The organism is Streptomyces sp. NPDC107765, from assembly GCF_055657085.1.
The window spans coordinates 137,848-161,126 of sequence record NZ_JBVKBL010000002.1; the positions used below are offsets into that span (position 1 = coordinate 137,848).

The window sequence follows — 23,279 nt, forward strand, 5'->3', positions numbered from 1 at the left end:
GGCCCCGGTCAACTCCCTGTCTGCGCGCACCTGTAGCCCATGAGGTAACGCGATGTCGGAATACCTTTCGGTCGCCCGCCGGATGTGGCATCTGCTGGAGCCACTGCACGCCTTGCTGTACTTCGCGCCCGAGGCCCGTCAGGTCGCGGCGGACCTCGGTTACGACGTCGCCTCCCGCTGGCCCAGCTACTTCGCCTGGCGGACGGCTCCCCTCGGGGCCGCCGGGCCCGAGCTGGTGACCGCCACGTTCTACACCTTCAGCCCGCGCCTGGTCGCCCGCCACGTCCCGCAGATCTGGACGGTCGCGGAACCTGCCAAGGTGCTGGACGCCCGGCTGCTGGCCATGGATCGCGCGCTGACCGCCCTCGTCGACGGCCGGCTGACCACCGCTCAGCTCACGGAGGCGGCCCGGCTCGCGCGCCAGGCCGCCGAGAACGCCGGCCCGGCCGGCCACCCGCTGGCCGCCGCCAACCTCGACCTGCCCTGGCCGGAGGCCCCCCACCTGGTCCTCTGGCAGGCCGCGACCGTCATCCGGGAGCACCGCGGTGACGGCCATGTGGCGGCGCTGCTGACCTGCGGGCTGGACCCGTGCGAGGCCCTGGTGTCGGTCGCGGCGATCGGGGCCGCGTCCGACACCGAGTTCGCCGGGCGCGGCTGGAGCGCACAGGAACGGCGCGACGCCCACCATCGCCTCGCCGCACGCGGCTGGATCACCCCGGACGGCACCGCGACCGCCCGCGGCCGTGACGAACACCAGGCGATCGAGCGCCTGACGGACCACCTGGCCGCCGGCCCCTGGCGCGCCCTGGGCCACTCCCGCGCCGACCGCCTGGCCCACCTTTTGCGGTGCCTTTGACCTCCCACGTACCCGTCTCTCCCACCGTCGGGGTTGCTCACCATTGCGCTTTGCGGCGCCCCGCACGTAGCCGACTTTCCCGCCGCGGGGCTTGTTCGCCGTTGCGCTTTGCGGCGCCGCGTACGTGGCTTTCCTTCCCGCCGTGGGGCGTCTCGCCGTTGCGCCTGCGGCGGGCTGGGTGGGTGTCGGGTGCGGTGACAGCCCTACAGACTTCGTCCTCCGGTCTGTCCCCTCCCGTGAGGGGAGTGGGAAGAGGGCGGTGGGGGTGGGCGTTGGGGGTACAAGGGGTTCTGCAGACCCGTAGGGGAGGGTCGAACAGATCCCCTAGGGGTCGCGAGGGCCCCCTGCGGGGCCACAACCCAGCGGGCGGGGGGAGCTATTCCCGCTGACCGGCGACGTCAGGTGTGCGCGGTACGACGCGCGCCCCCACTCACCCGCACACTCCCCCAACGGGAGGGGACGGGCCGGAGGGGCCTTGTTCGTGGACGTAAAGCGACAGCAGTCCACGAACAAGGCCCCGTAGGCCAGTCACCGCACCCGACACGCACCCAGCCCGCCGCAGGCGCAACGGCGACCAACCCCGACGGCGGGACGGCCAGGTACGTGCGGCGCGCCGCAAAGCGCGCAACGGCGAACAAGTCCCGCGGCGGGACAGACAGCCACGTGCCGGCGCGCCGCAAAGCACAACGGCGAACAACACCCGCGGCGGGACGGCCAAGTACGTGCGCGGCGCCGCAAAGCGCAACGGCGAGGCACCACCACGGCGCCGCAGCCGACCACGTGGGGCAAACACCTACACCGTGAGGACGATCTTGCCGAAGAGGTCGCCCTGTGCCATCTTCGCGAAGCCCTCGCGTGCCCGGTCCAGGGGCAGGGTGGAGTCGATCACCGGACGGATCCCCTTCGCGGCGCAGAAGCTGAGCAGGCCGGCCAGTTCCTCCTTGCTGCCCATCGTCGAGCCGACGATCTTCAGCTCGAGGAAGAAGATCCGGTTGAGCTCCCCGCTCTTGGGGGTGAAACCGCTGGTGGCGCCGGAGATGACGAGCGTCCCGCCGGGCCGCAGCGACTTGACGGAGTGCGACCAGGTGGCGGCGCCGACGGTCTCGATGACCGCGTCCACCCGGTGCGGCAGCCGCTCCCCGCTGGCGAACACCGCCTCGGCGCCGAGCTCCAGGGCACGCTTGCGCTTGGCCTCGTCCCGGCTGGTGGCGAAGACCCGCAGTCCGGCCGCGGCGCCCAGCACGATCGCGGCGGTCGCCACGCCGCCGCCGGCGCCCTGCACCAGCACGCTGTCGCCGGGCCGTACGCCACCGTTGGTGAACAGCATCCGGTACGCGGTCAGCCAGGCGGTCGGCAGGCAGGCGGCCTCCTCGAAGGACAGCTCCTTCGGCTTGGGCAGCACGTTCCAGGCGGGGACGGTGACCTGCTCGGCGAAGGAGCCCTGGTAGCGCTCGGTGAGGATGGAGGGCTTCTCCTTGGGCCCGACGCCGTGACCGGTCTGGCCGATGACGGAGTGCAGGACGACCTCGTTGCCGTCCGCGTCGATCCCGGCGGCGTCGCAGCCGAGGATCATCGGCAGCGCGTCCTCGGTGATGCCCACCCCGCGCAGCGTCCACAGGTCGTGGTGGTTGAGCGAGGCGGCCTTGACGTTGACGGTCGTCCAGCCGGGGCGTACGTCGGGGGCCGGGCGGTCCCCCAACTCGAGGCCGGTCAGCGGCTGGTCACGGTCGATGCGGGCGGCATAGGCAGCAAACATGATCCCAACGTAGGCCGCGGGCGGGCGCCGCGGTACCGCGTACGGGTGTGACACGCACCGCGCCACCCGGCCGCAAACCGGCACAACGGCCGCGCACCTCACCAGGCCGCACATCGCGACGGGCCGGGCCCGCACCCTGAGGGAGGTGCGGGCCCGGCCCGTTGCTCTGGGGCGTCAAGGCCGCCCGGGGCTCAGCGGCGCGCCACGCCCTCGGCGCGGGCGGCGGCGGCCACGGCGGCGGTGACGGCCGGGGCGACCCGCTCGTCGAACGGCGAGGGGATGACCCGGTCGGCGCTCAGTTCGTCGGCGACGACGGCGGCCAGTGCCTCGGCGGCGGCGAGCTTCATGCCCTCCGTGATCCGCGACGCGCGCACCTGCATGGCGCCGGCGAAGATGCCGGGGAAGGCGAGCACGTTGTTGATCTGGTTGGGGAAGTCGCTGCGCCCGGTGGCCACCACGGCCGCGTACTTGTGCGCGACGTCGGGGTGGATCTCCGGGGTGGGGTTGGCCATCGCGAAGATCAGCGAGTTCTTCGCCATCTTCGCCACCGCCGCCTCCGGCACCGTGCCGCCGGAGACGCCGATGAAGACGTCGGCGCCGTCCAGCGCCTGCTCCAGCGATCCGGTCAGCCCGGCCTTGTTGGTGAAGCCGGCCAGCTCGCGCTTGACGTCGGTGAGGTCCTCGCGGTCGGCGGAGACCACGCCCTTGCGGTCGCAGACCGCGACGTCGCCGATGCCCGCCTCGACGAGGATCTTGGCGATGGCGACCCCGGCCGCGCCGGCGCCGGAGATGACCGCGCGCAGCTGCCCCAGCGAGCGGTCGGTGAGCTTCGCGGCGTTGCGCAGCGCGGCGAGCGTGACGACGGCCGTGCCGTGCTGGTCGTCGTGGAAGACCGGGATGTCCAGGGCTTCCTGGAGCCGGCGCTCGATCTCGAAGCACCGCGGCGCCGAGATGTCCTCCAGGTTGACGCCGCCGAAGGACGGTGCCATCCGGACGACGGTCTCGATGATCTCGTCGGTGTCGGTGGTGGCGAGCGCGATCGGCACCGCGTCCACCCCGCCGAACTGCTTGAACAGGATGGCCTTGCCCTCCATCACGGGGAGGGAGGCCTCCGGGCCGATGTCGCCCAGGCCCAGCACCGCGGTGCCGTCCGTGACGACGGCGACGACCTGGGACTTCCACGTGTAGTCGTGCACGAGCTCGGGCTGCTCGGCGATGGCGCTGCACACCTTGGCGACGCCCGGCGTGTACGCGAGGGACAGGTCGTCCCTGTCGCGCACCGGGACGGTTGCCTGAATGGCCATCTTGCCGCCGCGATGCAGCGCGAAGGCCGGATCGAAGGTGCCGTCGGGCGCTGTGCCCGGGTCTTCGTCCGCGCCGGTATTGCCGTCGCTGGCGGGATTGACGATCTCCGCTGCCACTTGTCTTACCCCTTTTATTCGTAAATCTGCTGAGGGTGACCACTCCCTGGTTAAGGGGTGGGCGGGCACCGCGTCCGCGCCCTGCGTGACGGTTGGCCGCCGCGCGGGGGGAGGTACGGACGCCGGGCGCGCCGCACACGCGCCCTGAGCCCCGGATGAGGGGTGTAACGCACCTTTCTACCCGACGGGCGCGGGCCCCGACGAGTCAGATTCATTACCCTCGGGTTGAGAGGCCCGACAATAACGGCGAAATGGACGAAAAAGGCAGAAGAGCCATGAGTCCGCTGTCCGGATTTCGAGACGCCTGGAGCGAACCTAACGCCCCTGGCTCCCCACTGGACGCTGCTTTCACTTCTGCCACAGGGCCGTCACCTCCGCTTCCCCGTCCGTTATCCGATTTTGACCTGTACGACAGTCCGAATACCGGAGTCCGGATGGCAAGATTCCGTCACCAACCGAGGTCGCGACGCTCGAAGGGGTGCGCACGGCCCTTTCGTCATGTCTTTGTCACGTCGGCTTCTCCACCCGCAGGAGGATCAGCATGACCGCAAGCACCACGCGCCGCCCGGCCGCCGGCAGGCACCGTAAAGCCGTGGCCGCCGCGGCCGCGGTCGTCGCCTCGCTGATGGTGCTCAGCGCCTGCGGCGACCAGACCGACGCCGCCGTCGCCCGGCGTGAGGCGCAGAAGAGCCGGAACGTTCATGCGCCGCTGTTCAAGCTGCTGCCCAAGGACGTGCAGGAAAAGGGCTTCCTCCAGGTCGGGTCGGACATCACCTACAAGCCGGTGGAATTCCGCTCGAACGGCGCGATCGAGGGCATCGACCCGGACCTCGCGGCGGCGATGAGCAAGGAGCTGGGCATCAAGCTCAACTTCAACAACGCCACCTTCGACACCCTCATGGGCGGCCTGAAGTCCAAGCGCTACGACATCGCGATGTCGGCGATGACGGACACCAAGGAGCGCCAGGAGGGCATCGACAGCAACACCGGCAAGAAGATCGGCCAGGGCGTCGACTTCATCGACTACCTCAACGTCGGCGTCTCGCTGTACACCCAGAAGGGCAAGACCAACGGCGTCGACGGCTGGGAAACGCTGTGCGGCAAGAAGATCGCGGTCCAGCGCGGCACGGTCTCGCACGACCTGGCCAAGGACAAGTCGAAGGCCTGCCAGAAGAACGGCGAGGAGCCGATCGCCATCGAGGCCTTCGACAACGACTCCGAGGCCCAGACCCGGCTGCGTACCGCCGGCGTGGACGCCGTCTCCAGCGACTACCCGGTCGCGGCCTACGCGGTGAAGGTCTCCGGGCACGGCAAGGACTTCCAGATGGTCGGCGGCGCGCCCCTCAAGGCGGCCCCGTACGGCATCGCCGTCCCCAAGGGCCAGGAGAAGCTCCGCGACGCCCTCAAGGCGGCGGTGGAACTCGCGATCAAGAACGGCTCGTACGCCAAGGTCCTGGACAAGTGGGACGTCAAGGACGCGGCGGTCAAGGAAGTGAAGCTCAACGGCGGCAGCTGAGCCGCCGGCAGCCGTCCCGTCCCCTCAGGTCCTCCCGCCGAATGCTGAAAGGCAACCTCCGTGTCAGTTGACGTCGACAAGCCGGCCCAGCCGCCGGCGGACGCCCCGCCCCCGCCCGAGTCCATCAAGGCCATCCCGGTCCGCCACTACGGGCGCTGGGTCGCGGCGCTCGTGGTCGTCGGGCTGGTCGCGCTGCTGTTCCGGGCCTTCGCCTCCGGGAACGTCAACTGGGGCGCCATTCCCCAGTACATGTTCAACGGGGACATCCTCAAGGGCCTGCGCAACACCCTGCTGATCACCGTCCTGTCGATGATCATCGGCATCGTGCTCGGCGTGATCCTGGCCGTGATGCGCCAGTCCAAGAACCCGGTGACGTCGACCGTCGCGTGGTTCTACGTCTGGTTCTTCCGCGGCACCCCGGTGTACGTCCAGCTGTTCCTCTGGTTCAACCTGGGCCTGGTCTTCCAGTACATCGACATCATGCCGATCTACAAGGACGAGTGGTCGGACTTCATGACCCCGTTCCTGTGCGCGCTGCTCGGCCTCGGCCTCAACGAGGCCGCGTACATGGCCGAGATCTGCCGGGCCGGCCTGAACGCCGTCGACGAGGGCCAGACCGAGGCGGCGCACGCGCTGGGCATGAGCCACGGCAGGACGCTGCGCCGGATCATCGTGCCGCAGGCGATGCGGGTGATCGTGCCGCCGACCGGCAACGAGGTCATCAACATGCTGAAGACCTCCTCGCTGGTCATCGCCGTGCAGTACTACGACCTCCTGCAGGCCGCGCAGAATGTCGGCCGGGACTCCGGCGTCGTGGTCGAGATGCTGATCCTCGCCGCGACCTGGTACCTGATCGCCACCACGGTGCTCAGCATCGGCCAGTACTACCTGGAGCGCTACTACGCGCGGGGCTCCAGCCGCCAGCTCCCGCCCACTCCGCTCCAGCGCGCCAAGGCGCGGCTGTCCGGCGGCTTCAACCGCTCCGCCGGAGGTGTCGGATGACCAGCAAGCTGACGACGAAGACCGCCGGCAGCAGCGGCGGCCCGATGGTCAAGGCCGAGGGCGTCCACAAGTCCTTCGGCGCCGCGCACATCCTCAAGGGCATCGACCTGGAGGTCGCGCCCCGGGAGGTCTTCTGCCTGATCGGCCCGTCCGGTTCCGGCAAGTCGACGTTCCTGCGCTGCATCAACCACCTGGAGAAGATCAACGCCGGCCGGCTGTCCGTCGACGGCGAACTGGTCGGCTACCGCGAGAGCAACGGCAAGCTCTACGAGCTGCGCGACCGCGAGGTCGCCGCCCGCCGCCGCGACATCGGCATGGTCTTCCAGCGCTTCAACCTCTTCCCGCACATGACCGCGATCGAGAACGTCATGGAGGCGCCGGTCCAGGTCAAGGGCGAGTCCAAGGCCGCGGCCCGGGAGCGCGCGACCAAGCTCCTGGACCGGGTCGGGCTGGCCGACAAGGCCGGGAACTACCCCTCGCAGCTCTCCGGCGGCCAGCAGCAGCGGGTGGCGATCGCCCGGGCCCTGGCCATGGAGCCGAAGCTGATGCTCTTCGACGAGCCGACCTCGGCGCTCGACCCGGAGCTGGTCGGTGACGTCCTGGACGTCATGAAGGACCTGGCGGCGGACGGCATGACGATGATCGTCGTCACCCACGAGATGGGCTTCGCCCGCGAGGTCGGCGACTCGCTGGTCTTCATGGACAACGGGGTGGTCGTCGAGTCCGGCCACCCGCGCGAGGTCCTGGGCAACCCGCAGCACGAGCGGACGAAGTCGTTCCTGTCGAAGGTGCTGTAAGGCCGTATCCGCCGAACGCGCGGTACGGCACGGTGGGCCGCTCCCCGGGGGAGCGGCCCACCGCTGCTGTGTACGGGCGGGGCTACTTCAGCCCGAGCACCAGCGCGTCGGTGGGCGAGGACCACACCGTCCGGGCCTCCGCGAAGCCCGAGTCCCGCAGGGCGGCCGCGTGCCACGCCGCCGACGGGGTGTCGCCGTCGGCGTGCTCGCCGTAGATCTCGAAGCGTTCGGCGGTCGGTCCGGCCAGCCGCGGGTCGGCGGCGGCCAGCTGCCACCACTCGGCCCAGTCGACCGCGCCGGCGGCCTTGGCCTCGTCCATCCGGGCGTGCCGGAAGGCCCGCTCGGCGGCGTCGATGCGCGGGGTGGACCCCTCCGGCATGCGGTCGGCGTTGAGGAACACCCCGCCGTCCCGGACCAGCCCGCCGAGCTGGCCGTAGAGGGCCCGCAGGTCCTCGGAGTGCAGCCAGTGCAGCGCGGTCGCGGTGAGGACCGCGTCGTAGGAGTCGTGCGGCAGCTTCGCCGTCCAGTCCGGGTCCTTCAGATCGGCCCGTACGAACCTGACCCGGCGCTCGTTCTCGAAGTACCCTTCCGCGATGGCCAGCAGCGCGGGATCCAGGTCGACGCCCACACTCTCGGCCGCCGGGAACCGCTTCAGCAGCCGGTCGGTGATACTGCCCGTACCGCACGCGAGGTCGAGCACCCGGGGCGCGGGGCCCACCAGCGCCTCGACCATGTCGAGCATCACCCGGAACCGCTCCTCGCGGTCGGGGAGGTACCACTCCTGCTGGCGGTCCCAACTGTCCTGCCACGTCTGCCAATCGGCACCGACGACGGTCTCGGTCATCGCTTCCCCTCCAGGCCGTAATACCCTAGCAGTGGGTCTACCCATTACTGCACCCACACGCCCGCACCCTATCCACCGCCCGTAAGGACTACAAGTGGAACTGGCCTATTACTCGGACTATGCCGTGCGACTGGTCAACACCGAGCAGCCCGAGCGCGGCAGCGACAGCCTGACCTCGGTCGAGGCCGTGCGCGAGCTCTTCGGGCCCGCCCAGCAGGCGGCCCGGCGGGCGACCGACAGCGACGTCACCCGGCTGCGGGCGGTGCGCGCCCGGCTGCGGGCGGTCTTCGAGGCCGCCGCCGCCGGCGACGAGGTCCTGGCGGTGGACCTGCTCAACGCGCTGATGATGGAGTTCCCGGTCAGCCCGCAGATTTCCGGCCACGAATACCGGGACGGTGGGGGCACCTCCCGCTCGAGCGGAGCCGAGAATGGGGGAGGCCGGCCCAAGTGGCACATGCACATCGCCGACCAGGCCGCCAACGCGACGGCCGGCTTCACCGCGACCGCCTGTATGGGGCTGGCCTTCCACCTCACCGAACTGGGCGTGGACCGGCTGGGCATCTGCGAGGCGGCCCCCTGCCGCCACGTCTACCTGGACACCTCGACCAACCGCTCCCGGCGCTACTGCTCCGACCGCTGCGCCACCCGCGCCAACGTCGCCGCCTACCGCGCCCGCAAGCGCCTGGAGAGCGAGCGTTCGGCACGCACCGGACGGACCGCGGACGCCGCCCAGGAGAGCAGCGCGGGCACCGACCGCTGAACGCCGCGCGGCGGCCGCAGCCGCAGCCGGGCACGGGCGATGACCAGTTCGTCCGGAACGACCCCGAATTCCCGGCTGTCGTTCTCGACGAACGGGTTGTCCCCCTGGACCCACCAGCCGCCGTCCTGCCGCCGCACGGCCCGCTTGACGATCAGCAGGTCCTGCCGGAACGGATGCCGCAGCACGACCACGTCACCGGGCCGCACCACCGCGCCGTACTGCACCACCAGCTGATCACCGGGGTTCAGCGTGGGCACCATGGACGGGTTGTAGACCTCGGCCAGGCCGAACGCCCGGAGCAGCCCGGCCCGCTCCGATCCCGGCTCCGCGCCCTCGCCCTGCTCCGGCCCGCGCTCGTCCACCCGCTCCGGCATCCCTTACCTCCCGGTCCAGCCCCGGTACGACCCGCCCCCGGACTCCGTCCGGGGGCACCCCCAGGTCCATCCTCCAACAGTCCCGGCCCGGCACCGGACTTTTGCCCTAAGACCCCCGGGCCGCCCGAGAAAAGCCTTCCCGCACCGAGTAATCTCGCACCTGAGAAGACGATCACGAGGAAGGACTGCACATGCTTTCCCGCCTGTTCGCGCCCAAGGTCAAGGTCAGCGCCCACTGCGACCTGCCCTGCGGCGTCTACGACCCGGCCCAGGCCCGCATCGAGGCCGAGTCGGTCAAGGCCGTCCAGGAGAAGTACCAGGCCAACGAGGACCCTGACTTCCGCACCCGCGCCGTCCTGATCAAGGAGCAGCGCGCGGAGCTGGCCAAGCACCACGTCTCGGTGCTGTGGAGCGACTACTTCAAGCCCCCGCACTTCGAGAAGTACCCCGAGCTGCACCAGCTCGTGAACGACACCCTCAAGGCCCTCAGCGCGGCCAAGGGTTCCAACGACCCGGCGACCGGCCAGAAGGCCCTCGACTACATCGCCCAGATCGACAAGATCTTCTGGGAGACCAAGAAGGCCTGACTCTCGACCAGGCGGCCTGACCCGCATTTTGCGGGTGGCCTCGCCTACCTGTCCGCACCCGGTCCGCATGCCGCCGAACACGGCGTCCATGACGGAGCGGGTGCGGTCTTCTTTGCCCGGCCACAGCGCGCGGGCATCCGCGGCCATCGCGGCCAGTGCGGCCAGTGCGGCCAGGCCGATGCGCGTCAGCGCAGGAGGAACCCTTCGTAGGTGCGCTGCTGGAGCTGACTCTCGATCTGCTTCACGGTCTCCAGCCCGACGCTCACGATGATGAGGATGCTCGTGCCGCCGAACGGGAAATTGCTGCCGTTGAACAGCACCAGTGCCGCCGTGGGTACGAGGGCGATCAGCCCCAGGTAGAGCGCTCCCGGCCAGGTGATCCGGTTGAGCACATGGCCCAGGTGGTCGGCCGTGGGCCGGCCGGCCCGGACACCGGGGATGAACCCGCCGTGCTTCTTCATGTTGTCGGCGACTTCTTTGGGGTCGAAGGAGATGGCGACGTAGAAGAACGCGAAGAGAACGATCAGCAGGAAGTAAAGGGTCAGATAGATCGGTTGGTCACCCCTGGCGAGATTCGTGGCGATCCACCGGCCCCATCCGGACGCCGAATTACCGCCGAGATCGATCAACGTGGGGACGGAGAGCACGGACGAGGCGAAGATGACGGGAATGACACCCGCCTGGTTCACCTTCAGCGGAATGTAGGTCGACGTGCCGCCGTAGGAACGGCGGCCGATCATTCGTTTCGCGTACTGGACCGGGATACGGCGCTGCGCCTGCTCGACGAAGACCACCAGGCACACCATGCAGAGGCCGACCGCGATCACCATGGCGAATTCGCCCCAGCCGCCCAGGATTTCCCCCGACTTCTTTATCCCCCACAGGTTGGCCGGGAAGCTGGCGGCGAGGGAGGTGAACATCAGGAGGGACATGCCGTTGCCGATGCCGCGGTCGGTGATGAGCTCTCCGAGCCACATCACCACGGCGGTGCCGGCGGTCATGGTGATGACCATGACGGAGGTCCGCACGAGCGAGGCGTCCGGAACGATCTGGGCGCGGACCTGGCAGGTGGGGAAGAGCCCACCGCTTTGAGCCTTGGCCACCAGGGCGGCACCCTGGAGCACCGCCAGGCCCAGCGTCAGGTACCGGGTGTACTGGGTGATCTTCGCGGTGCCCGCCTGGCCCTCCTTCTTCAGCGCCTCCAGGCGCGGAATGACCACCGTCAGCAGTTGAAGGATGATGCTCGCCGTGATGTACGGCGTGATTCCCAGGGCGAAGACGGTGAGCTCCAGCAGCGCACCGCCGCTGAACGTGTTGATCAGGCCGAAGAGGCCGCCGTTGCCGGCGCCCTCCTTGACGCACTGCATCACGTACCGGTAATTCACCCCGGGGACCGGGACGTTCTGCCCCAGCCGGTAGAGAAGCAGCATTCCCAGCGTGAAGAGTATCTTTTTGCGAAGACCGGGCTCTTTGAAAACCCTGACGAATACGGTAGGCACTTTTCCAATCGTCCTTCATCTCGCAATAACGTGACAGGGGAGCACGGCTGTCTTCGCGGAGTGATCGCCCATGAATTCTGTTGACCTGAATACGCCTCAAGTCCCGTTTTCGGGCAGCCGTCATCGCTTGCCGGAAGTGGGTTTCTGAGTGCCGCCAAGAACTGACGTGAAGTGAGGAAGCCCGGGCTGCCGGGCAGATGGGGTCATAGGCGCCGGGGCAGCGTCGGGGGCCGGCCCTCGTGCTTACCGCACTCCCGCTGCCCCCTCGGCCGGCGCTACTTGGCCGTTGAGGTGGGGGTCGGGACCGGGGCCGGCACGGTCGTGCAGGTGCGGGTGGGGAGCGGGACCGGCACGGTCGTGGAGGTGTGGGTCGGCATCGGGCCCGGCACGGTCGTGCAGGTGCGGGTCGGGAGGGGGACCGGTGCGGTCGTGGAGGTGGGTCGGTGATGAGGCACGGCGGGCCCGCCCTGGGCGGAAGCGCTCGGCAGGACTTCCAGCCCGACGCCGAGCCCGGCGATCGTCAGCGCCGAGCCGGTGGCCATCCAGACCGTACGAGCACGCCGGCGGGCCCGGACCCCGGCTTGCAGCCGCTGCCGGTGCTGGTCCTCGAAGGGGGTGTCTGCCTGGGTAGCGCGCATCATCCGCGCGAGTTCGTGTTCGAAGTCTTCCATGACGTCTCCTTTCACTTCACCGGCTCGACGGCGTCACCCAGCAACTGCCGCAACCGCGTCACGCCCCGTGACGTGAGGGACCGGGCGGTGCCCACCGGGCAGCCCAGCGCCTCGGCAACCTGCACCTCGGACAGGTCCTGGTAGTAGCGCAGCACCACCGCGGCGCGCTGCCGTACCGGCAGCAAGGCCAGCGCGGCCTCCAGCCGGGTCCGTTCCTCCACGGCAGCGGCCACATCGCCGGCCGCGGGAAGCTCCGGCAGTCGTTCCACCGGACGCTCGCCCCACCAGCGACGTCGCGCCGAGCGGGCCGCCGCACGGGTCAGCACCCGGCGTACGTACGCCTCCGGCGCCTGCTCGGCCACCCTCGGCCACGCGAACCACAGCTTGACCAGCGCCTCCTGCAGCAGGTCCTCGGCCCGATGCCGGTCTCCACCGGTGAGCAGATGCGCCAGGTGAAGCAGTGCCGACCAACGAGCCGCGACGAACCGGTCGAACGCATCGGCCCGCATCTGCCCCATCAACGCCGTCCCTCCCCTCGATCACTCGCCTACGTCCCTACAAAGGCGCTGACCCACGTCCCGCTATGCACTCGTCGGGAGTGAGCTGCATCACACGACCACCTCGGCCCGTGCGTAAGCACCTTCTTTGTCGCAAAAGCGCATTCCGGGTGGTGTCGGTCCCCCACGGGGCAGTTCGCCGGGTTAGTAAGGGGGCGATCCGGTCACCTCGCAGAGGCCGGCCGGGCGCCGTACGGACGACGCGACACGGACACGGGAGGCCGTCATGCGCTTCATGATGCTGCTCAGGACCGACGAGAACGCGATGCCCGCCGGCGGGCCCGGCGCGGAGCTGATGGAGCGGATGGGCAAGCTCCTCGACGAGATGACCGCGGCCGGGGTGCTGCTGGACACCGCGGGGCTGACGTCGAGCGCGCAGGGCACCCGGCTGCAGCTGTCGGGCGGGCGGATCACCGCGGCCGAGGGGCCGTTCCCGGAGACCGGAGAGGTGATCGGCGGGTACGCGCTGATCCGGGCCGGCTCGCAAGCGGAGGCGGTCGGGTGGGCCGAGCGCTTCCTGGGGGTGCACGGGGACGCGTGGACCCTGACCGCCGAGATCCGGCAGGTGGACGAGCCGGCGGCCGTCGGGGGATAACGCCCGGGGAGTCCCCTACGTGGCCACCGGCAGCGGCGGGTCGTGGCGGGCGAGCCAGGCGCGGTAGGCGTCGCTCGCCCAGGCGATCTCCATGTAGGAGGCGGTCAGGTCGGCGAACAGCTCGTCCGGGGTGCCGGCCGGGGTGCCGTCCTGGCGGCAGGCCATGAAGAGCCGGACCGCGAGCGGGTCGCCGTACAGGGGGCGGATGGCCATGCCGTGCCGGGGGCGGGCGGTCGGCTGGCAGGGGGTGACCACCTCGCCGGCCGTGACCAGGTCCACCGTGGTGAGGTAATCGCCGTGCACCACCCGGGGGTTGATACCGGCCGCCGCCCATATACGGCGCAAACCGGCCCATTCTCCGTCCACCGTCGGGTCGACCATCCACTGGTCCGCGGCGAGGTCGGCGACCCGTACGACCTCCTGCGCGGCCGCCGGATGGCCCTCCGCCAGGGCGATGAACTGCGGCTCGCGGGCGATGAGTTCGTGCTCGACCAGGCCGTCGGGGACGCGCAGCGGGGCGCCCTCGACCTCGTGCACGAACGCGGCGTCGAGCTGGCCGGTGGCGACCATGTGCAGCAGGGCGTTGGCGGACACATCGGTACGTATGGTCGTGTCCGTTTCGGGCAGCCGGACCCGTAGCCGGCGCAGCCAGCCGGCGACGGCGGGGCTGTTGGTGCTGCCGATGTGCAGCCGGGCGCCCTGCGCACGGTGCGAGACCGACGCGACCTCGTCGACAAGCGCCCGCATTTCGGCCACTATCGGCCGGGCCCGGCACAGCACCGCATGGCCCAGCGGGGTGGGCCGGCTGCCGGTCGGTTCGCGGAAGAAGAGCTGGCCACCGAGGGCCTTCTCGATGCGGTGGAGCTGTGTCGTCAAGGAGGGCTGGGTCATGCCGAGTTGCCGGGCCGCCTTGCGTACGCTGCCGGAGTCCGCGATGGCGCACAGTGCGCGAAGATGCCGTACCTCTAGCTCCACGCGGGGAGCATAACGACGAGGGCATCCGTCACACCAGGCTCTCAAACCCGCCGGAACGCGCCTTTTTCGCGAGGGTATTGCGCCAAGCTATCGCCACCTAACATCTCCGCCTTGCGGGTGAACTCCGTCCAGACTCAACGCACGAGAAATCCGCAGGGCCCCGGTCGCCGCCCCACACGGCGACCGTACGGCCCTCGGAGATGAAGGAGCCCCCACATGAGATCTCCCAAGACGGCGCTGTCGGCGGCGCTCGGTCTGGGCCTCGCCGCCGCGCTCGCAGTCGCGGCGCCGGTTTCGGCAGCTTCCCCCTCCCCCACCCACTCCTCCCACTTCAGCACCCCGGCCTCGATCGCCGCCTACAACGGCTCGGCGGCCGAGAAGGCGGACACCAAGGCGTTCTTCGAGGCCGTGATGAAGTCGGCGCGGGCCAAGCTGAAGGCCCACCCGCACGCGGAATCGGTCACCGTGACCTACGACGCGAGCGCGGCCCCGACCTTCAAGAGCCAGATAGCCGAGACCGCGTCCATCTGGAACAGCGCCGTCAAGAACGTGCAGCTGAAGGAGGGCAGCGGCGGCGATTTCCAGTACCGCGAGGGCAATGACTCGCGGGGTTCGTACGCGAGCACCGACGGCCACGGCAAGGGCTATGTGTTCCTGGACTACCAGCAGAACCAGGAGTACAACTCCACCCGCGTGACCGCCCACGAGACCGGCCATGTGCTGGGTCTGCCGGACCACTACGAGGGTCCGTGCAGCGAGCTGATGTCCGGCGGCGGCCCCGGCACGTCCTGCCAGAACACCCAGCCGGACGCGAACGAGCGCGCCCAGGTGGAGCAGCTGTGGGCCAACGGCCTGGCGGGCGTCCACTTCGGCAAGGCGTCCTGACGCTGGTTCGCACCACGAGTTCGGCGGTGGCCGGCGGACCGTGACCGCGCTGACGGTGGCCGGTCCGTGACAACGGCCTAGGGCTGACGAGTACCGGAACCTGGCGGCCGGCTCTCGTATCCCCACCAGCCCTCGCATTTCCTGCGCCGCCCTTGCGGTGGGGCTCCCTCGGAGCCCCACCGCTTTTCCGTGCCCGCGGTCACACCGCCCGGCGGCCGGATCCGAGGAGAGCGCGGGTGGCGGCCGCCGCGCCCCACACGGCCACGAGCGCGACGAGCACGGTGCCCGCGAGGTACGCCGCCGCGGCCCCCGGCCGCCCGGCGGCGACCAGCCGCTGGACGTCCACCGCGTAGGTCGAGAAGGTGGTGAACCCGCCGAGGACGCCGGTGCCGAGGAACGGGCGGACGAGCGGGTGCGCGGTCCGGACCTCGGTGATCAGCACCATCAGGACGCCCATCAGCGCACAGCCGACCGCGTTGACGGCCAGGATCGTCCAGGGGAACGCGGCGGGTCCGCCGGGCCGGAGCAGCAAGGCCCCGTACCGGGCCGCGGCGCCGAGGACACCGCCCACGGCCACCACACCGATCACCGGCCACTGCCCCCGCCAGGGCGTCGGCCGGCGGCCTCGCTCGTTCATGCGCCTCCCGGGGTCCCCCCGTTCAGAGCCACCCGTTCCGCTTGAACCCGCGGTGGATCACCCAGCAGATGACCACGGTCAGCGCCATCACCAGCGGATAGCCGAACGTCCAGTGCTTTTCCGGCATGTGGTCGAAGTTCATGCCGTAGATGCCGCAGACCATGGTCGGTACGGCGAGGATGGCGACCCAGGCGCTGATCTTGCGCATGTCCTCGTTCTGCGCGACCGTGACCTGGGCGAGATGGGCCTGGAGTATGGAGTTGAGCAGTTCGTCGAAGGCCGTGATCTGTTCGGTGACCCGGGCGAGGTGGTCGGCGACGTCCCGGAAGTAGGTCTTGATCTGCGGGTCGACCTGCCGCATCGGCCGGGTCGCCAGCTCCCGCATCGGCCGGTCCAACGGGGCCACCGCGCGCTTGAGTTCCAGCAGCTCGCGCTTGAGCTGGTAGATCCGGCCGGCGCCGCCGCTGCCGCGCTCCGAGAAGACCTCGCTCTCGACGTCGTCGATGTCGTCCTGGACGGCGGCCGCGACGTCGAGGTAGTCGTCCACGACGAGGTCGGCGACGGCGTGCAGGACGACGGACGGGCCGAGCGCCAACTGCTCGGGCGCCCGCTCCAGTTGCTCGCGCAGCGGCCCCAGCGAGCCGTGTCCGCCGTGCCGGACGGTGATCACGAAGTCGATGCCGGTGAAGACCATGATCTCGCCGGTCTCCACCACCTCGCTGCTGTCGGTGAGCCGGTCGTGCTCGACGTAGCGGACCGTCTTCAGCACGGTGAACAGCGAGTCGTCGTAGTGCTCCAGCTTGGGGCGCTGGTGGGCGTACACGGCGTCCTCGACGGCGAGCGGATGCAGCCCGAACAGGTCGACAATTCCGGCGAATTCCTTCTCGGACGGCTCATGCAGCCCGATCCAGACGAACCCTCTGCCGGACTCCCGTACCCGGCGTATCGCCACATCGGCCGGCTGGTTGCCGTCCTGCCGCACGCCGTCGACGTACACCGCGCAGTTGACCACGGCGGTGCCCAGCGGCGAGCGCGCGGGGTGGCTGAGGTCCACCCCGCGCGTACGCGGCTGCGGAAGCCGGACGGCCTTGCGGAGGTTGCTGATCATCGACACCCGGCCAGTATGGCTTGCGGGCGCCCGGGAACGGTATGCCAAAGCGGGTGTTTCTGCTCCCCGCAGACGCCGCCCCCGGGCCGCGCGTCAGGGGACGGGGACCGGCTGCGGGCGCTCCTCCGCCGCGCTCTCCGGTGCGTCCTGCGGCTTCGTCTGCACGGTGCGGGCCCGGCGCGGGAGCAGGAACAGCAGGGCCAGGACGAGGAGCAGACCGGCCGAGACCCACCACAGGGCGTGGGTGGTGGCGGCGATGAACGCGGGGTGGGCGGCGCCGGGCGCAGCCGCCCCGCCGCCGGATTCCGCCGTCCCGCCGACGGCCCCGAAGAAGGCCACCGACGAGAGCCCCAGGCCGAGCGCCATGCCGAGTTGGCCGGTGGTGTTGAAGATGCCGGACGCCGAGCCGGAGTGCGCGGCCGGCACCTCGGAGATCGCCACATCGGTGACCGGCGCGACGATCAGGCCCATCCCGCCACCCATCAGCAGCATCGCCGGCGCCATCTGCCAGGACGTGAGGGCGGTGCCGTAGTGGCCGGCCTCCCAGATGTAGAGCAGTGCGCCGGACAGCATGATCAGCGCGCCCGCCTGCAGGACCGCGCGGCCGAAGCGCGGCACCAGCTTCTGCACCGACATGCCGGCCGCCACCGAGCAGGCGAGCGAGAACGGCACCCCGGTCAGCCCGGCGTGCAGCGGCCCCCAGCCCAGCCCCAGCTGCATGAACAGCGTCCAGATCAGGAAGAACAGGCCGCTGACCGCGCCGAAGGTGAGCTGGACGGCGGCGCCCGCCGCGAAGGACCGGACCCGGAAGAGGGAGAGTTCGACGAGCGGCGAGCCGTCCTTGCGGGCCTTGGCGCGCTCGTAGCGGACGAAGCCGGCCAGGACGAGCGGGCTCGCGCCCATCGAGACGAAGCCCCACAGCGGCCAGCCGGACTCCCGGCCCTGGGTGAGCGGGTAGAGCAGCATCAGCAGGCCGACGGTGGCCAGTGCGGTGCCGACGAGGTCGAGGCGCAGCGCACCCGGGGAGCGGGACTCGGTGATGAAGCGGCGGCCGAGCAGGATGCCGGCCACCCCGACCGGGAGGTTGATCAGGAAGATCGGGCGCCATTCCAGGCCGAAGAGGTCGCCCTGGGTGAGCAGCGCCCCGATCAGCGGCCCGCAGACCGCGCCCAGGCCGATCACCGCGCCGAACATCCCGAAGACCTTGCCGCGTTCGTGTGCGGGGAAGGTGACGTGGATGATCGCGAGCACCTGCGGCACCATCAGCGCCGCCATCGCGCCCTGGAGCACCCGCGCACCGATCAGCATGCCCGGGCCGGCGGCGCATCCGCACAGTGCGGAGGCGAGCGTGAAGCCGGCCATGCCGAGCAGGAACAGCCGCTTGCGGCCGTGGATGTCGCCGAGCCGGCCGCCGGTGATCAGGCCGAGCGCGAAGGCGAGGGCGTAGCCGGCGGTCACCCACTGCAGGGAGCTGAAGGTGGCGCCGGTGTCCTGCTGGATGCTCGGCAGCGCGATGTTGACGATGGTCGCGTCGACCAGGTCCATGAAGGCGGCCGTGAGGACGACGGCGAGCGCCGTCCAGCGTCTGCGGTCGGGCGCGGCGGGGGCGGGCGTGGTCATGGGTACTCCGGGTCCGTGGTCGGTGGTGCGGCGTCCGCGAACGGTGGTGCGGGGACGTCTCCGACGAGACTAGGGGCCATGTAGGACAGAGCCCGTCCTACTACCTGCGGCATCATCGGTGCATGAGTGAGACATCGGCACGTCTGCTGAATCTGCTGTCCCTGCTGCAGACCCCGCGCGAATGGCCCGGGCCGGAGCTGGCGGACCGGCTGGGGGTGACCTCCCGTACGATCCGGCGGGACGTCGAGCGGCTGCGGGACCTGGGGTATCCGGTGCACGCCACGATGGGAGCGGTGGGCGGGTACCGGCTGGCGGCGGGGACCGCGATGCCGCCGCTGCTGCTGGACGACGAGGAGGCGGTGGCCATCGCGGTGGGCCTGCGGTCGGCGGCCGGCCACACCATCGCGGGCATCGAGGAGGCGTCCGTACGGGCGCTGGCCAAGCTGGAACAGGTGCTGCCGGCCCGGCTGCGGCGCCGGGTGGGCACGCTGGGCACGGCCACCGTCCCGATGCCGGCCGGGGACGGCCCGAGGGTCGATCCGGAGCATCTGACCGTGCTGGCCGCGGCGATCGCCAACCACGAGCGGCTGCGCTTCGCCTACCGGGCGGGCGCCGGGGAGCGGAGCAAACGCCTGGTGGAGCCGCACCGGCTGGTGGCGGCGGGCCGGCGCTGGTACCTGGTGGCGTACGACAACGACCGGGAGGACTGGCGGATCTTCCGGGTGGACCGGCTGAGCGAGCCGTTCCCCACCGGCGTACGGACCGCGCCGCGCGAGCTGCCGGCCGCCGACGCGGGGGCGTACGTGCGGGAGCGGATGCAGGGGATGGCCCCGGCGCACCGGGCGGTGGCCACGGTGTACGCACCGGCCGGCGAGGTGACCGCGCGGCTGGGCGGGCCGGCGGCGGGTGAGGTCGTGCCGCTGGACGAGGGTTCGTGCCGCTGGCACAGCGCGCCCGATTCGCTGGAGTGGCTGGCGATGCGGCTGGCGCTGCTGGGGTGCGCGTTCGCGGTGCACGAACCGGCGGAGCTGTCCGCGTATCTGCGGGCGATGGGCGAGCGGGTGAGCCGGGCGGCGGCCGGGAGCGGGCCGGACGCGGGCCCGGGGGACGGGGGCGCCGCGGGCGGGAACCCGGCGGAGGGGGGTGCGGCATGAGGGGATATCCTCGGCCGGAATACCCTAGGGGGGTATAACGTTCCGTACGGGGAACGCGCAGGCGTGATACGCAGTCGCAGGCACACCGAGGAGCATCTATGACCACCGCGATCGGAGAGCACGGCGTCGAGCTGGAGATCGGCGGGATGACCTGCGCGTCCTGCGCCGCCCGCATCGAGAAGAAGCTCAACCGCATGGCGGGGGTCACCGCCACCGTCAACTACGCCACCGAGAAGGCGCAGGTCGCGGTCGCGGAGGGCAGCGGGGTCACCGCCGCGGACCTGATCGCCACCGTGGAGCGGACCGGCTACACCGCCGCGGTCCCCGAGCCCCCGGCGGCCGCCGAGCCGCCCGGCGAGGGGCCGGACGGCAGGCCGGCGGGGGCGGACGAGGAGCCCGACGGCGCCCTCGCCCTGCTGCGCCACCGCCTGCTGGTCTCGCTGGCGCTGTCCGTCCCGGTGGTCCTGATGGCGATGGTGCCGCCGCTGCAGTTCACCAACTGGCAGTGGCTCTCGCTCACCCTGGCCGCCCCGGTGGTGGCGTACGGTGCCTGGCCGTTCCACCGGGCGGCCTGGACGAACCTGCGGCACGGCGCCGCCACGATGGACACCCTGATCTCGATGGGCACCCTGGCGGCGCTCGGCTGGTCGGTGTGGGCGCTGTTCTTCGGTGACGCCGGGATGCCGGGGATGACCCACCCCTTCGAGCTGGCCATCACCCGCACCGACGGCAGCAGCGCCATCTATCTGGAGGCCGCGGCCGGCGTCACCACGTTCATCCTGGCCGGGCGCTGGTTCGAGGCGCGTGCCAAGCGGAAGGCCGGGGCGGCGCTGCGGGCCCTGATGGAGCTGGGCGCCAAGGACGTCGCGGTCCTGCGGGACGGCCGGGAGGTGCGCGTTGCGGTGGCCGAGCTGAGGGTGGGCGACCGGTTCGTCGTACGGCCCGGCGAGAAGATCGCCACCGACGGGAAGGTGGTGGAGGGCGCCTCCGCCGTGGACGCCTCGATGCTCACCGGCGAGTCCGTCCCGGTCGAGGTCTCCCCCGGCGACACCGTCACCGGCGCGACGGTCAACGCGGGCGGCCGGCTGGTCGTCGAGGCCACCCGGGTCGGCGCGGACACCCAGCTGGCCCGGATGGCGCGGCTGGTGGCGGACGCGCAGAACGGGAAGGCCGCGGCGCAGCGGCTGGCCGACCGGATCTCCGCCGTGTTCGTCCCGGTCGTGATCGCGCTCGCCGTCGGCACGCTCGGCTACTGGCTCGCCACCGGCGCGGGCGCGGTGGCCGCCTTCACCGCGGCGGTCGCCGTCCTGATCATCGCCTGCCCGTGCGCCCTGGGACTCGCCACCCCGACCGCGCTGATGGTCGGCACGGGGCGCGGCGCGCAGCTGGGCATCCTGCTGAAGGGGCCCGAGGTGCTGGAGTCGACCCGCACGGTGGACACCATCGTGCTGGACAAGACCGGCACGGTCACCACGGGCACGATGACGCTGACCGAGGTGCACCTGGCCGAGGGCGTGCCGGAGGCCGAGGCGCTGCGGCTGGCCGGGGCGCTGGAGCACGCCTCCGAGCACCCGATCGCCCGGGCCGTCGCCACCGGCGCCGCGGCCCGCGTCGGCACCCTGCCCACCCCGGAGGAGTTCGCGAACGTCCCCGGCCTCGGCGTCCGCGGGGTCGTCGACGGGCACACCGTCCTGGTGGGCCGCGCCCAGCTGCTGGACGAGTGGTCCCAGGCCCTGCCGGACGGCCTGGCCGCCGCCAAGGCCGCGGCCGAGGCCGAGGGCCGTACCGCGGTCACCGTCGGCTGGGACGGCGCGGCGCGGGCGGTGCTGGTGGTCGCCGACGCGGTCCGGCCCACCAGCGCGGAGGCGGTCCGCCGGCTGCGGGCGCTGGGCCTGACGCCGGTGCTGCTGACCGGCGACCACCGGGCGGTCGCCGAATCGGTCGCCGCCGAGGTCGGCATCGACGAGGTGATCGCGGAGGTGCTGCCCGAGGACAAGGTGGCCGTGGTCGCCCGGCTGCAGGCCGAGGGCCGTTCGGTCGCCATGGTCGGCGACGGCGTCAACGACGCGGCCGCCCTGGCCCGCGCCGACCTGGGCCTGGCCATGGGCACCGGCACCGACGCCGCCATCGAGGCCGGCGACCTCACCCTCGTCCGCGGCGATCTGCGCACCGCCGCCGACGCGATCCGGCTGGCCCGGGCCACGCTGGGCACCATCCGCACCAACCTGTTCTGGGCCTTCGGCTACAACGTCGCCGCGCTGCCGCTGGCCGCGGCCGGGCTGCTCAACCCGATGATCGCCGGTGCCGCGATGGCCTTCTCCTCGGTCTTCGTGGTCGGCAACAGCCTCCGGCTGCGCCGCTTCCGGGCCCTGGACGGCGCGGCCGCCCGCGGCTGACCGACGGACCCTCCGCGGGTGTCCCGGGACGCCCGCGACCGCCCTGGCCTGCCCCGACGTCCCGGTTCTGGCGCCAGTCTCCAGTTCTGGCGCCGGAACATTGGCGGATCGCTCACCCGCCGTCCGGCGCCGGCGGGTGAGACTGGTGCGGAAACGAACATCCGCGTACCGACAGTCCACGCGCCGACGGTCCCCACCGGCCCGCCCGCGCACCGGCCGTCGGCGCACCCCCGATCCGCGTATCCACGCTCCACGTACAGGGAGACCTCATGACCGGGTCACGCATCCTGGCTCTCGGCCATTACCAGCCCTCCCGCGTGCTCACCAACGACGAACTCGCCACGATGGTCGAGACCGACGACGCCTGGATCCGCAGCCGGGTCGGCATCCGCACCCGGCACGTCGCGGCCCCGGACGAGACCGTGGACTCGATGGCGGCCGCCGCGGCGGCGAAGGCCCTGGCCGCCGGCGGGGTCGCCCCCGCCGACGTCGACCTGGTGCTGGTCGCCACCTGCACGGCCGTCGACCGCAGCCCGAACGCCGCGGCCCGGGTCGCCGCCCGGCTCGGTCTCGGCTCGCCCGCCACGATGGACATCAACGTGGTCTGCTCCGGCTTCACGCACGCGCTGGCCCTGGCCGACCAGGCCGTCCGGGCCGGCTCCGCGACCACGGCCCTGGTCATCGGCGCGGAGAAGTTCACCGACGTGATCGACTGGACGGACCGGACGACCTGCGTCCTGGCCGGCGACGGGGCGGGCGCCGCCGTGGTCACCGCGGCGGACGAGCCGCAGATCGGGCCGGTGCTGTGGGGCTCGGTGCCCGAGATGGGCGGCGCGGTCCGCATCGAGGGCGAGCCCGGCCGGTTCTCCCAGGAGGGGCAGACCGTCTACCGCTGGGCGACGACCCAGCTGCCGGGCATCGCCCGCCAGGTCTGCGAACGCTCCGGGATCGCCCCCGCCGACCTCGCCGGGGTGGTGCTCCACCAGGCGAACCTGCGGATCATCGAGCCGGTCGCGGAGCGGATCGGCGCGGTCAACGCGGTGGTCGCCAAGGACGTCGTCGACTCCGGCAACACCTCCGCCGCGTCCGTCCCGCTGGCACTGTCCAAGCTGGTCGAACGCCGCGAGATCCCGTCCGGCGCCCCGGTGCTGCTGTTCGCCTTCGGCGGCAACCTCTCCTACGCGGGGCAGATCATCCGCTGCCCCTGAGGGGCGGCCGGAGGAGAGCCGGCGGACCCTCAGCGGTCCCCCGGCCCCGGCCGTACGACGC

At 71.4% G+C, this 23,279-nt stretch carries 21 protein-coding genes and 1 pseudogene; 11 read left to right on the top strand and 11 right to left on the bottom strand.

Annotated elements, in window-relative coordinates:
- Nucleotides 1-52: 52 nt before the first annotated feature.
- Nucleotides 53-844: pseudogene (locus tag ACZ7MX_RS05055) on the top strand (SCO6745 family protein); the annotation flags it as partial.
- A gap of 805 nt (nucleotides 845-1,649) precedes the next feature.
- Here ACZ7MX_RS05055 and ACZ7MX_RS05060 read toward each other — a convergent pair.
- Together ACZ7MX_RS05060 and ACZ7MX_RS05065 are read right to left on the bottom strand one after the other, a co-directional pair.
- Nucleotides 1,650-2,612: a zinc-binding dehydrogenase gene (locus ACZ7MX_RS05060; protein WP_472129473.1), complete on the bottom strand. Its 963-nt coding sequence runs from the start codon at nucleotides 2,610-2,612 to the stop codon at nucleotides 1,650-1,652.
- A gap of 191 nt (nucleotides 2,613-2,803) precedes the next feature.
- Nucleotides 2,804-4,033: an NAD(P)-dependent malic enzyme gene (locus ACZ7MX_RS05065; protein WP_472129475.1), complete on the bottom strand. Its 1,230-nt coding sequence runs from the start codon at nucleotides 4,031-4,033 to the stop codon at nucleotides 2,804-2,806.
- Between the two features lie 541 nt (nucleotides 4,034-4,574).
- On the opposite strand from ACZ7MX_RS05065, the gene ACZ7MX_RS05070 reads away from it, so the two are divergent.
- From ACZ7MX_RS05070 to ACZ7MX_RS05080, 3 genes are read left to right on the top strand one after another with little or no spacing between them, the layout of a single operon-like run.
- On the top strand, nucleotides 4,575-5,549 hold the full coding sequence (locus ACZ7MX_RS05070) for an ABC transporter substrate-binding protein (protein WP_472129477.1): 975 nt from the start codon (nucleotides 4,575-4,577) through the stop codon (nucleotides 5,547-5,549).
- Between the two features lie 60 nt (nucleotides 5,550-5,609).
- Complete coding sequence (locus ACZ7MX_RS05075) at nucleotides 5,610-6,551, top strand: amino acid ABC transporter permease (RefSeq protein ID WP_472129479.1); 942 nt, start codon at nucleotides 5,610-5,612, stop codon at nucleotides 6,549-6,551.
- Between the two features lie 44 nt (nucleotides 6,552-6,595).
- The gene (locus ACZ7MX_RS05080; RefSeq protein WP_467567197.1) at nucleotides 6,596-7,348 is read left to right on the top strand and encodes an amino acid ABC transporter ATP-binding protein; all 753 of its coding nucleotides are present in this window, start codon (nucleotides 6,596-6,598) and stop codon (nucleotides 7,346-7,348) included.
- A gap of 82 nt (nucleotides 7,349-7,430) precedes the next feature.
- Here the strand turns inward: ACZ7MX_RS05080 and ACZ7MX_RS05085 are convergent, their stop codons facing one another.
- Nucleotides 7,431-8,192, bottom strand: coding sequence for a class I SAM-dependent methyltransferase (locus ACZ7MX_RS05085; RefSeq protein WP_472129480.1), 762 nt, complete (start codon nucleotides 8,190-8,192; stop codon nucleotides 7,431-7,433).
- A gap of 94 nt (nucleotides 8,193-8,286) precedes the next feature.
- On the opposite strand from ACZ7MX_RS05085, the gene ACZ7MX_RS05090 reads away from it, so the two are divergent.
- Complete coding sequence (locus ACZ7MX_RS05090; RefSeq protein WP_472129482.1) at nucleotides 8,287-8,952, top strand: CGNR zinc finger domain-containing protein; 666 nt, start codon at nucleotides 8,287-8,289, stop codon at nucleotides 8,950-8,952.
- On the opposite strand, the gene sodX is transcribed toward ACZ7MX_RS05090, so the two are convergent.
- Entirely contained in the window at nucleotides 8,856-9,326 is a 471-nt protein-coding gene (sodX, locus tag ACZ7MX_RS05095; protein ID WP_472129483.1) for a nickel-type superoxide dismutase maturation protease, read from the bottom strand. The two genes, ACZ7MX_RS05090 and sodX, sit on opposite strands and share 97 nt — an antisense overlap.
- Before the next feature lie 191 nt (nucleotides 9,327-9,517).
- On the opposite strand from sodX, the gene sodN reads away from it, so the two are divergent.
- Nucleotides 9,518-9,913 (top strand): superoxide dismutase, Ni, encoded by a 396-nt coding sequence (sodN, locus tag ACZ7MX_RS05100; RefSeq protein WP_030811304.1) that lies wholly within the window; start codon nucleotides 9,518-9,520, stop codon nucleotides 9,911-9,913.
- Between the two features lie 185 nt (nucleotides 9,914-10,098).
- Here sodN and secY read toward each other — a convergent pair whose 3' ends face one another.
- From secY to ACZ7MX_RS05115, 3 genes are all read right to left on the bottom strand, one after another.
- Entirely contained in the window at nucleotides 10,099-11,412 is a 1,314-nt protein-coding gene (gene secY / locus ACZ7MX_RS05105; protein WP_472129485.1) for a preprotein translocase subunit SecY, read from the bottom strand.
- A gap of 275 nt (nucleotides 11,413-11,687) precedes the next feature.
- Complete coding sequence (locus ACZ7MX_RS05110; RefSeq protein WP_472129487.1) at nucleotides 11,688-12,083, bottom strand: cellulase; 396 nt, start codon at nucleotides 12,081-12,083, stop codon at nucleotides 11,688-11,690.
- A gap of 11 nt (nucleotides 12,084-12,094) precedes the next feature.
- The gene (locus ACZ7MX_RS05115; protein ID WP_472129488.1) at nucleotides 12,095-12,601 is read right to left on the bottom strand and encodes a SigE family RNA polymerase sigma factor; all 507 of its coding nucleotides are present in this window, start codon (nucleotides 12,599-12,601) and stop codon (nucleotides 12,095-12,097) included.
- A 265-nt stretch (nucleotides 12,602-12,866) separates the two neighbouring features.
- On the opposite strand from ACZ7MX_RS05115, the gene ACZ7MX_RS05120 reads away from it, so the two are divergent.
- Complete coding sequence (locus tag ACZ7MX_RS05120) at nucleotides 12,867-13,235, top strand: YciI family protein (protein WP_472129490.1); 369 nt, start codon at nucleotides 12,867-12,869, stop codon at nucleotides 13,233-13,235.
- Between the two features lie 15 nt (nucleotides 13,236-13,250).
- Here the strand turns inward: ACZ7MX_RS05120 and ACZ7MX_RS05125 are convergent, their stop codons facing one another.
- Nucleotides 13,251-14,210 (bottom strand): LysR family transcriptional regulator, encoded by a 960-nt coding sequence (locus ACZ7MX_RS05125; protein WP_472129492.1) that lies wholly within the window; start codon nucleotides 14,208-14,210, stop codon nucleotides 13,251-13,253.
- A 216-nt stretch (nucleotides 14,211-14,426) separates the two neighbouring features.
- On the opposite strand from ACZ7MX_RS05125, the gene snpA reads away from it, so the two are divergent.
- Complete coding sequence (gene snpA / locus ACZ7MX_RS05130) at nucleotides 14,427-15,095, top strand: snapalysin (protein ID WP_472129494.1); 669 nt, start codon at nucleotides 14,427-14,429, stop codon at nucleotides 15,093-15,095.
- A gap of 199 nt (nucleotides 15,096-15,294) precedes the next feature.
- Here the strand turns inward: snpA and crcB are convergent, their stop codons facing one another.
- The 3 genes from crcB to ACZ7MX_RS05145 form a co-directional block, all read right to left on the bottom strand.
- Complete coding sequence (crcB, locus tag ACZ7MX_RS05135; protein ID WP_472129496.1) at nucleotides 15,295-15,732, bottom strand: fluoride efflux transporter CrcB; 438 nt, start codon at nucleotides 15,730-15,732, stop codon at nucleotides 15,295-15,297.
- Nucleotides 15,733-15,754: 22 nt separating this feature from the next.
- Complete coding sequence (locus ACZ7MX_RS05140; protein WP_472130556.1) at nucleotides 15,755-16,840, bottom strand: magnesium and cobalt transport protein CorA; 1,086 nt, start codon at nucleotides 16,838-16,840, stop codon at nucleotides 15,755-15,757.
- 93 nt (nucleotides 16,841-16,933) lie between these two features.
- Complete coding sequence (locus tag ACZ7MX_RS05145; RefSeq protein ID WP_472129498.1) at nucleotides 16,934-18,460, bottom strand: MFS transporter; 1,527 nt, start codon at nucleotides 18,458-18,460, stop codon at nucleotides 16,934-16,936.
- 122 nt (nucleotides 18,461-18,582) lie between these two features.
- Between ACZ7MX_RS05145 and ACZ7MX_RS05150 the strand changes: the two genes are divergently transcribed.
- The 3 genes from ACZ7MX_RS05150 (at nucleotide 18,583) to ACZ7MX_RS05160 (ending at nucleotide 23,218) form a co-directional block, all read left to right on the top strand.
- Nucleotides 18,583-19,614: a helix-turn-helix transcriptional regulator gene (locus ACZ7MX_RS05150; protein WP_472129500.1), complete on the top strand. Its 1,032-nt coding sequence runs from the start codon at nucleotides 18,583-18,585 to the stop codon at nucleotides 19,612-19,614.
- Between the two features lie 98 nt (nucleotides 19,615-19,712).
- Nucleotides 19,713-22,010 carry a heavy metal translocating P-type ATPase gene (locus tag ACZ7MX_RS05155; RefSeq protein WP_472129502.1) on the top strand — a complete coding sequence of 766 codons (2,298 nt, stop codon included), beginning with the start codon at nucleotides 19,713-19,715 and terminating at the stop codon, nucleotides 22,008-22,010.
- Between the two features lie 269 nt (nucleotides 22,011-22,279).
- Nucleotides 22,280-23,218: a beta-ketoacyl-ACP synthase III gene (locus tag ACZ7MX_RS05160; protein WP_472129504.1), complete on the top strand. Its 939-nt coding sequence runs from the start codon at nucleotides 22,280-22,282 to the stop codon at nucleotides 23,216-23,218.
- Nucleotides 23,219-23,279 lie beyond the last annotated feature (61 nt).

What these genes read in the sequence shown, in the direction of transcription:
- sodX (WP_472129483.1), bottom strand. Translation starts at nt 9,326, where the DNA reads ATGCCGGAGCGGGTGGACGAGCGCGGGCCGGAGCAGGGCGAGGGCGCG.
- ACZ7MX_RS05140 (WP_472130556.1), bottom strand. Translation starts at nt 16,840, where the DNA reads ATGATCAGCAACCTCCGCAAGGCCGTCCGGCTTCCGCAGCCGCGTACG.
- ACZ7MX_RS05120 (WP_472129490.1), top strand. Translation starts at nt 12,867, where the DNA reads ATGCGCTTCATGATGCTGCTCAGGACCGACGAGAACGCGATGCCCGCC.
- ACZ7MX_RS05060 (WP_472129473.1), bottom strand. Translation starts at nt 2,612, where the DNA reads ATGTTTGCTGCCTATGCCGCCCGCATCGACCGTGACCAGCCGCTGACC.
- ACZ7MX_RS05115 (WP_472129488.1), bottom strand. Translation starts at nt 12,601, where the DNA reads ATGGGGCAGATGCGGGCCGATGCGTTCGACCGGTTCGTCGCGGCTCGT.
- snpA (WP_472129494.1), top strand. Translation starts at nt 14,427, where the DNA reads ATGAGATCTCCCAAGACGGCGCTGTCGGCGGCGCTCGGTCTGGGCCTC.
- ACZ7MX_RS05145 (WP_472129498.1), bottom strand. Translation starts at nt 18,460, where the DNA reads ATGACCACGCCCGCCCCCGCCGCGCCCGACCGCAGACGCTGGACGGCG.
- ACZ7MX_RS05070 (WP_472129477.1), top strand. Translation starts at nt 4,575, where the DNA reads ATGACCGCAAGCACCACGCGCCGCCCGGCCGCCGGCAGGCACCGTAAA.
- ACZ7MX_RS05085 (WP_472129480.1), bottom strand. Translation starts at nt 8,192, where the DNA reads ATGACCGAGACCGTCGTCGGTGCCGATTGGCAGACGTGGCAGGACAGT.
- ACZ7MX_RS05160 (WP_472129504.1), top strand. Translation starts at nt 22,280, where the DNA reads ATGACCGGGTCACGCATCCTGGCTCTCGGCCATTACCAGCCCTCCCGC.
- ACZ7MX_RS05150 (WP_472129500.1), top strand. Translation starts at nt 18,583, where the DNA reads ATGAGTGAGACATCGGCACGTCTGCTGAATCTGCTGTCCCTGCTGCAG.
- ACZ7MX_RS05110 (WP_472129487.1), bottom strand. Translation starts at nt 12,083, where the DNA reads ATGGAAGACTTCGAACACGAACTCGCGCGGATGATGCGCGCTACCCAG.
- sodN (WP_030811304.1), top strand. Translation starts at nt 9,518, where the DNA reads ATGCTTTCCCGCCTGTTCGCGCCCAAGGTCAAGGTCAGCGCCCACTGC.
- ACZ7MX_RS05080 (WP_467567197.1), top strand. Translation starts at nt 6,596, where the DNA reads ATGGTCAAGGCCGAGGGCGTCCACAAGTCCTTCGGCGCCGCGCACATC.
- ACZ7MX_RS05155 (WP_472129502.1), top strand. Translation starts at nt 19,713, where the DNA reads ATGACCACCGCGATCGGAGAGCACGGCGTCGAGCTGGAGATCGGCGGG.
- crcB (WP_472129496.1), bottom strand. Translation starts at nt 15,732, where the DNA reads ATGAACGAGCGAGGCCGCCGGCCGACGCCCTGGCGGGGGCAGTGGCCG.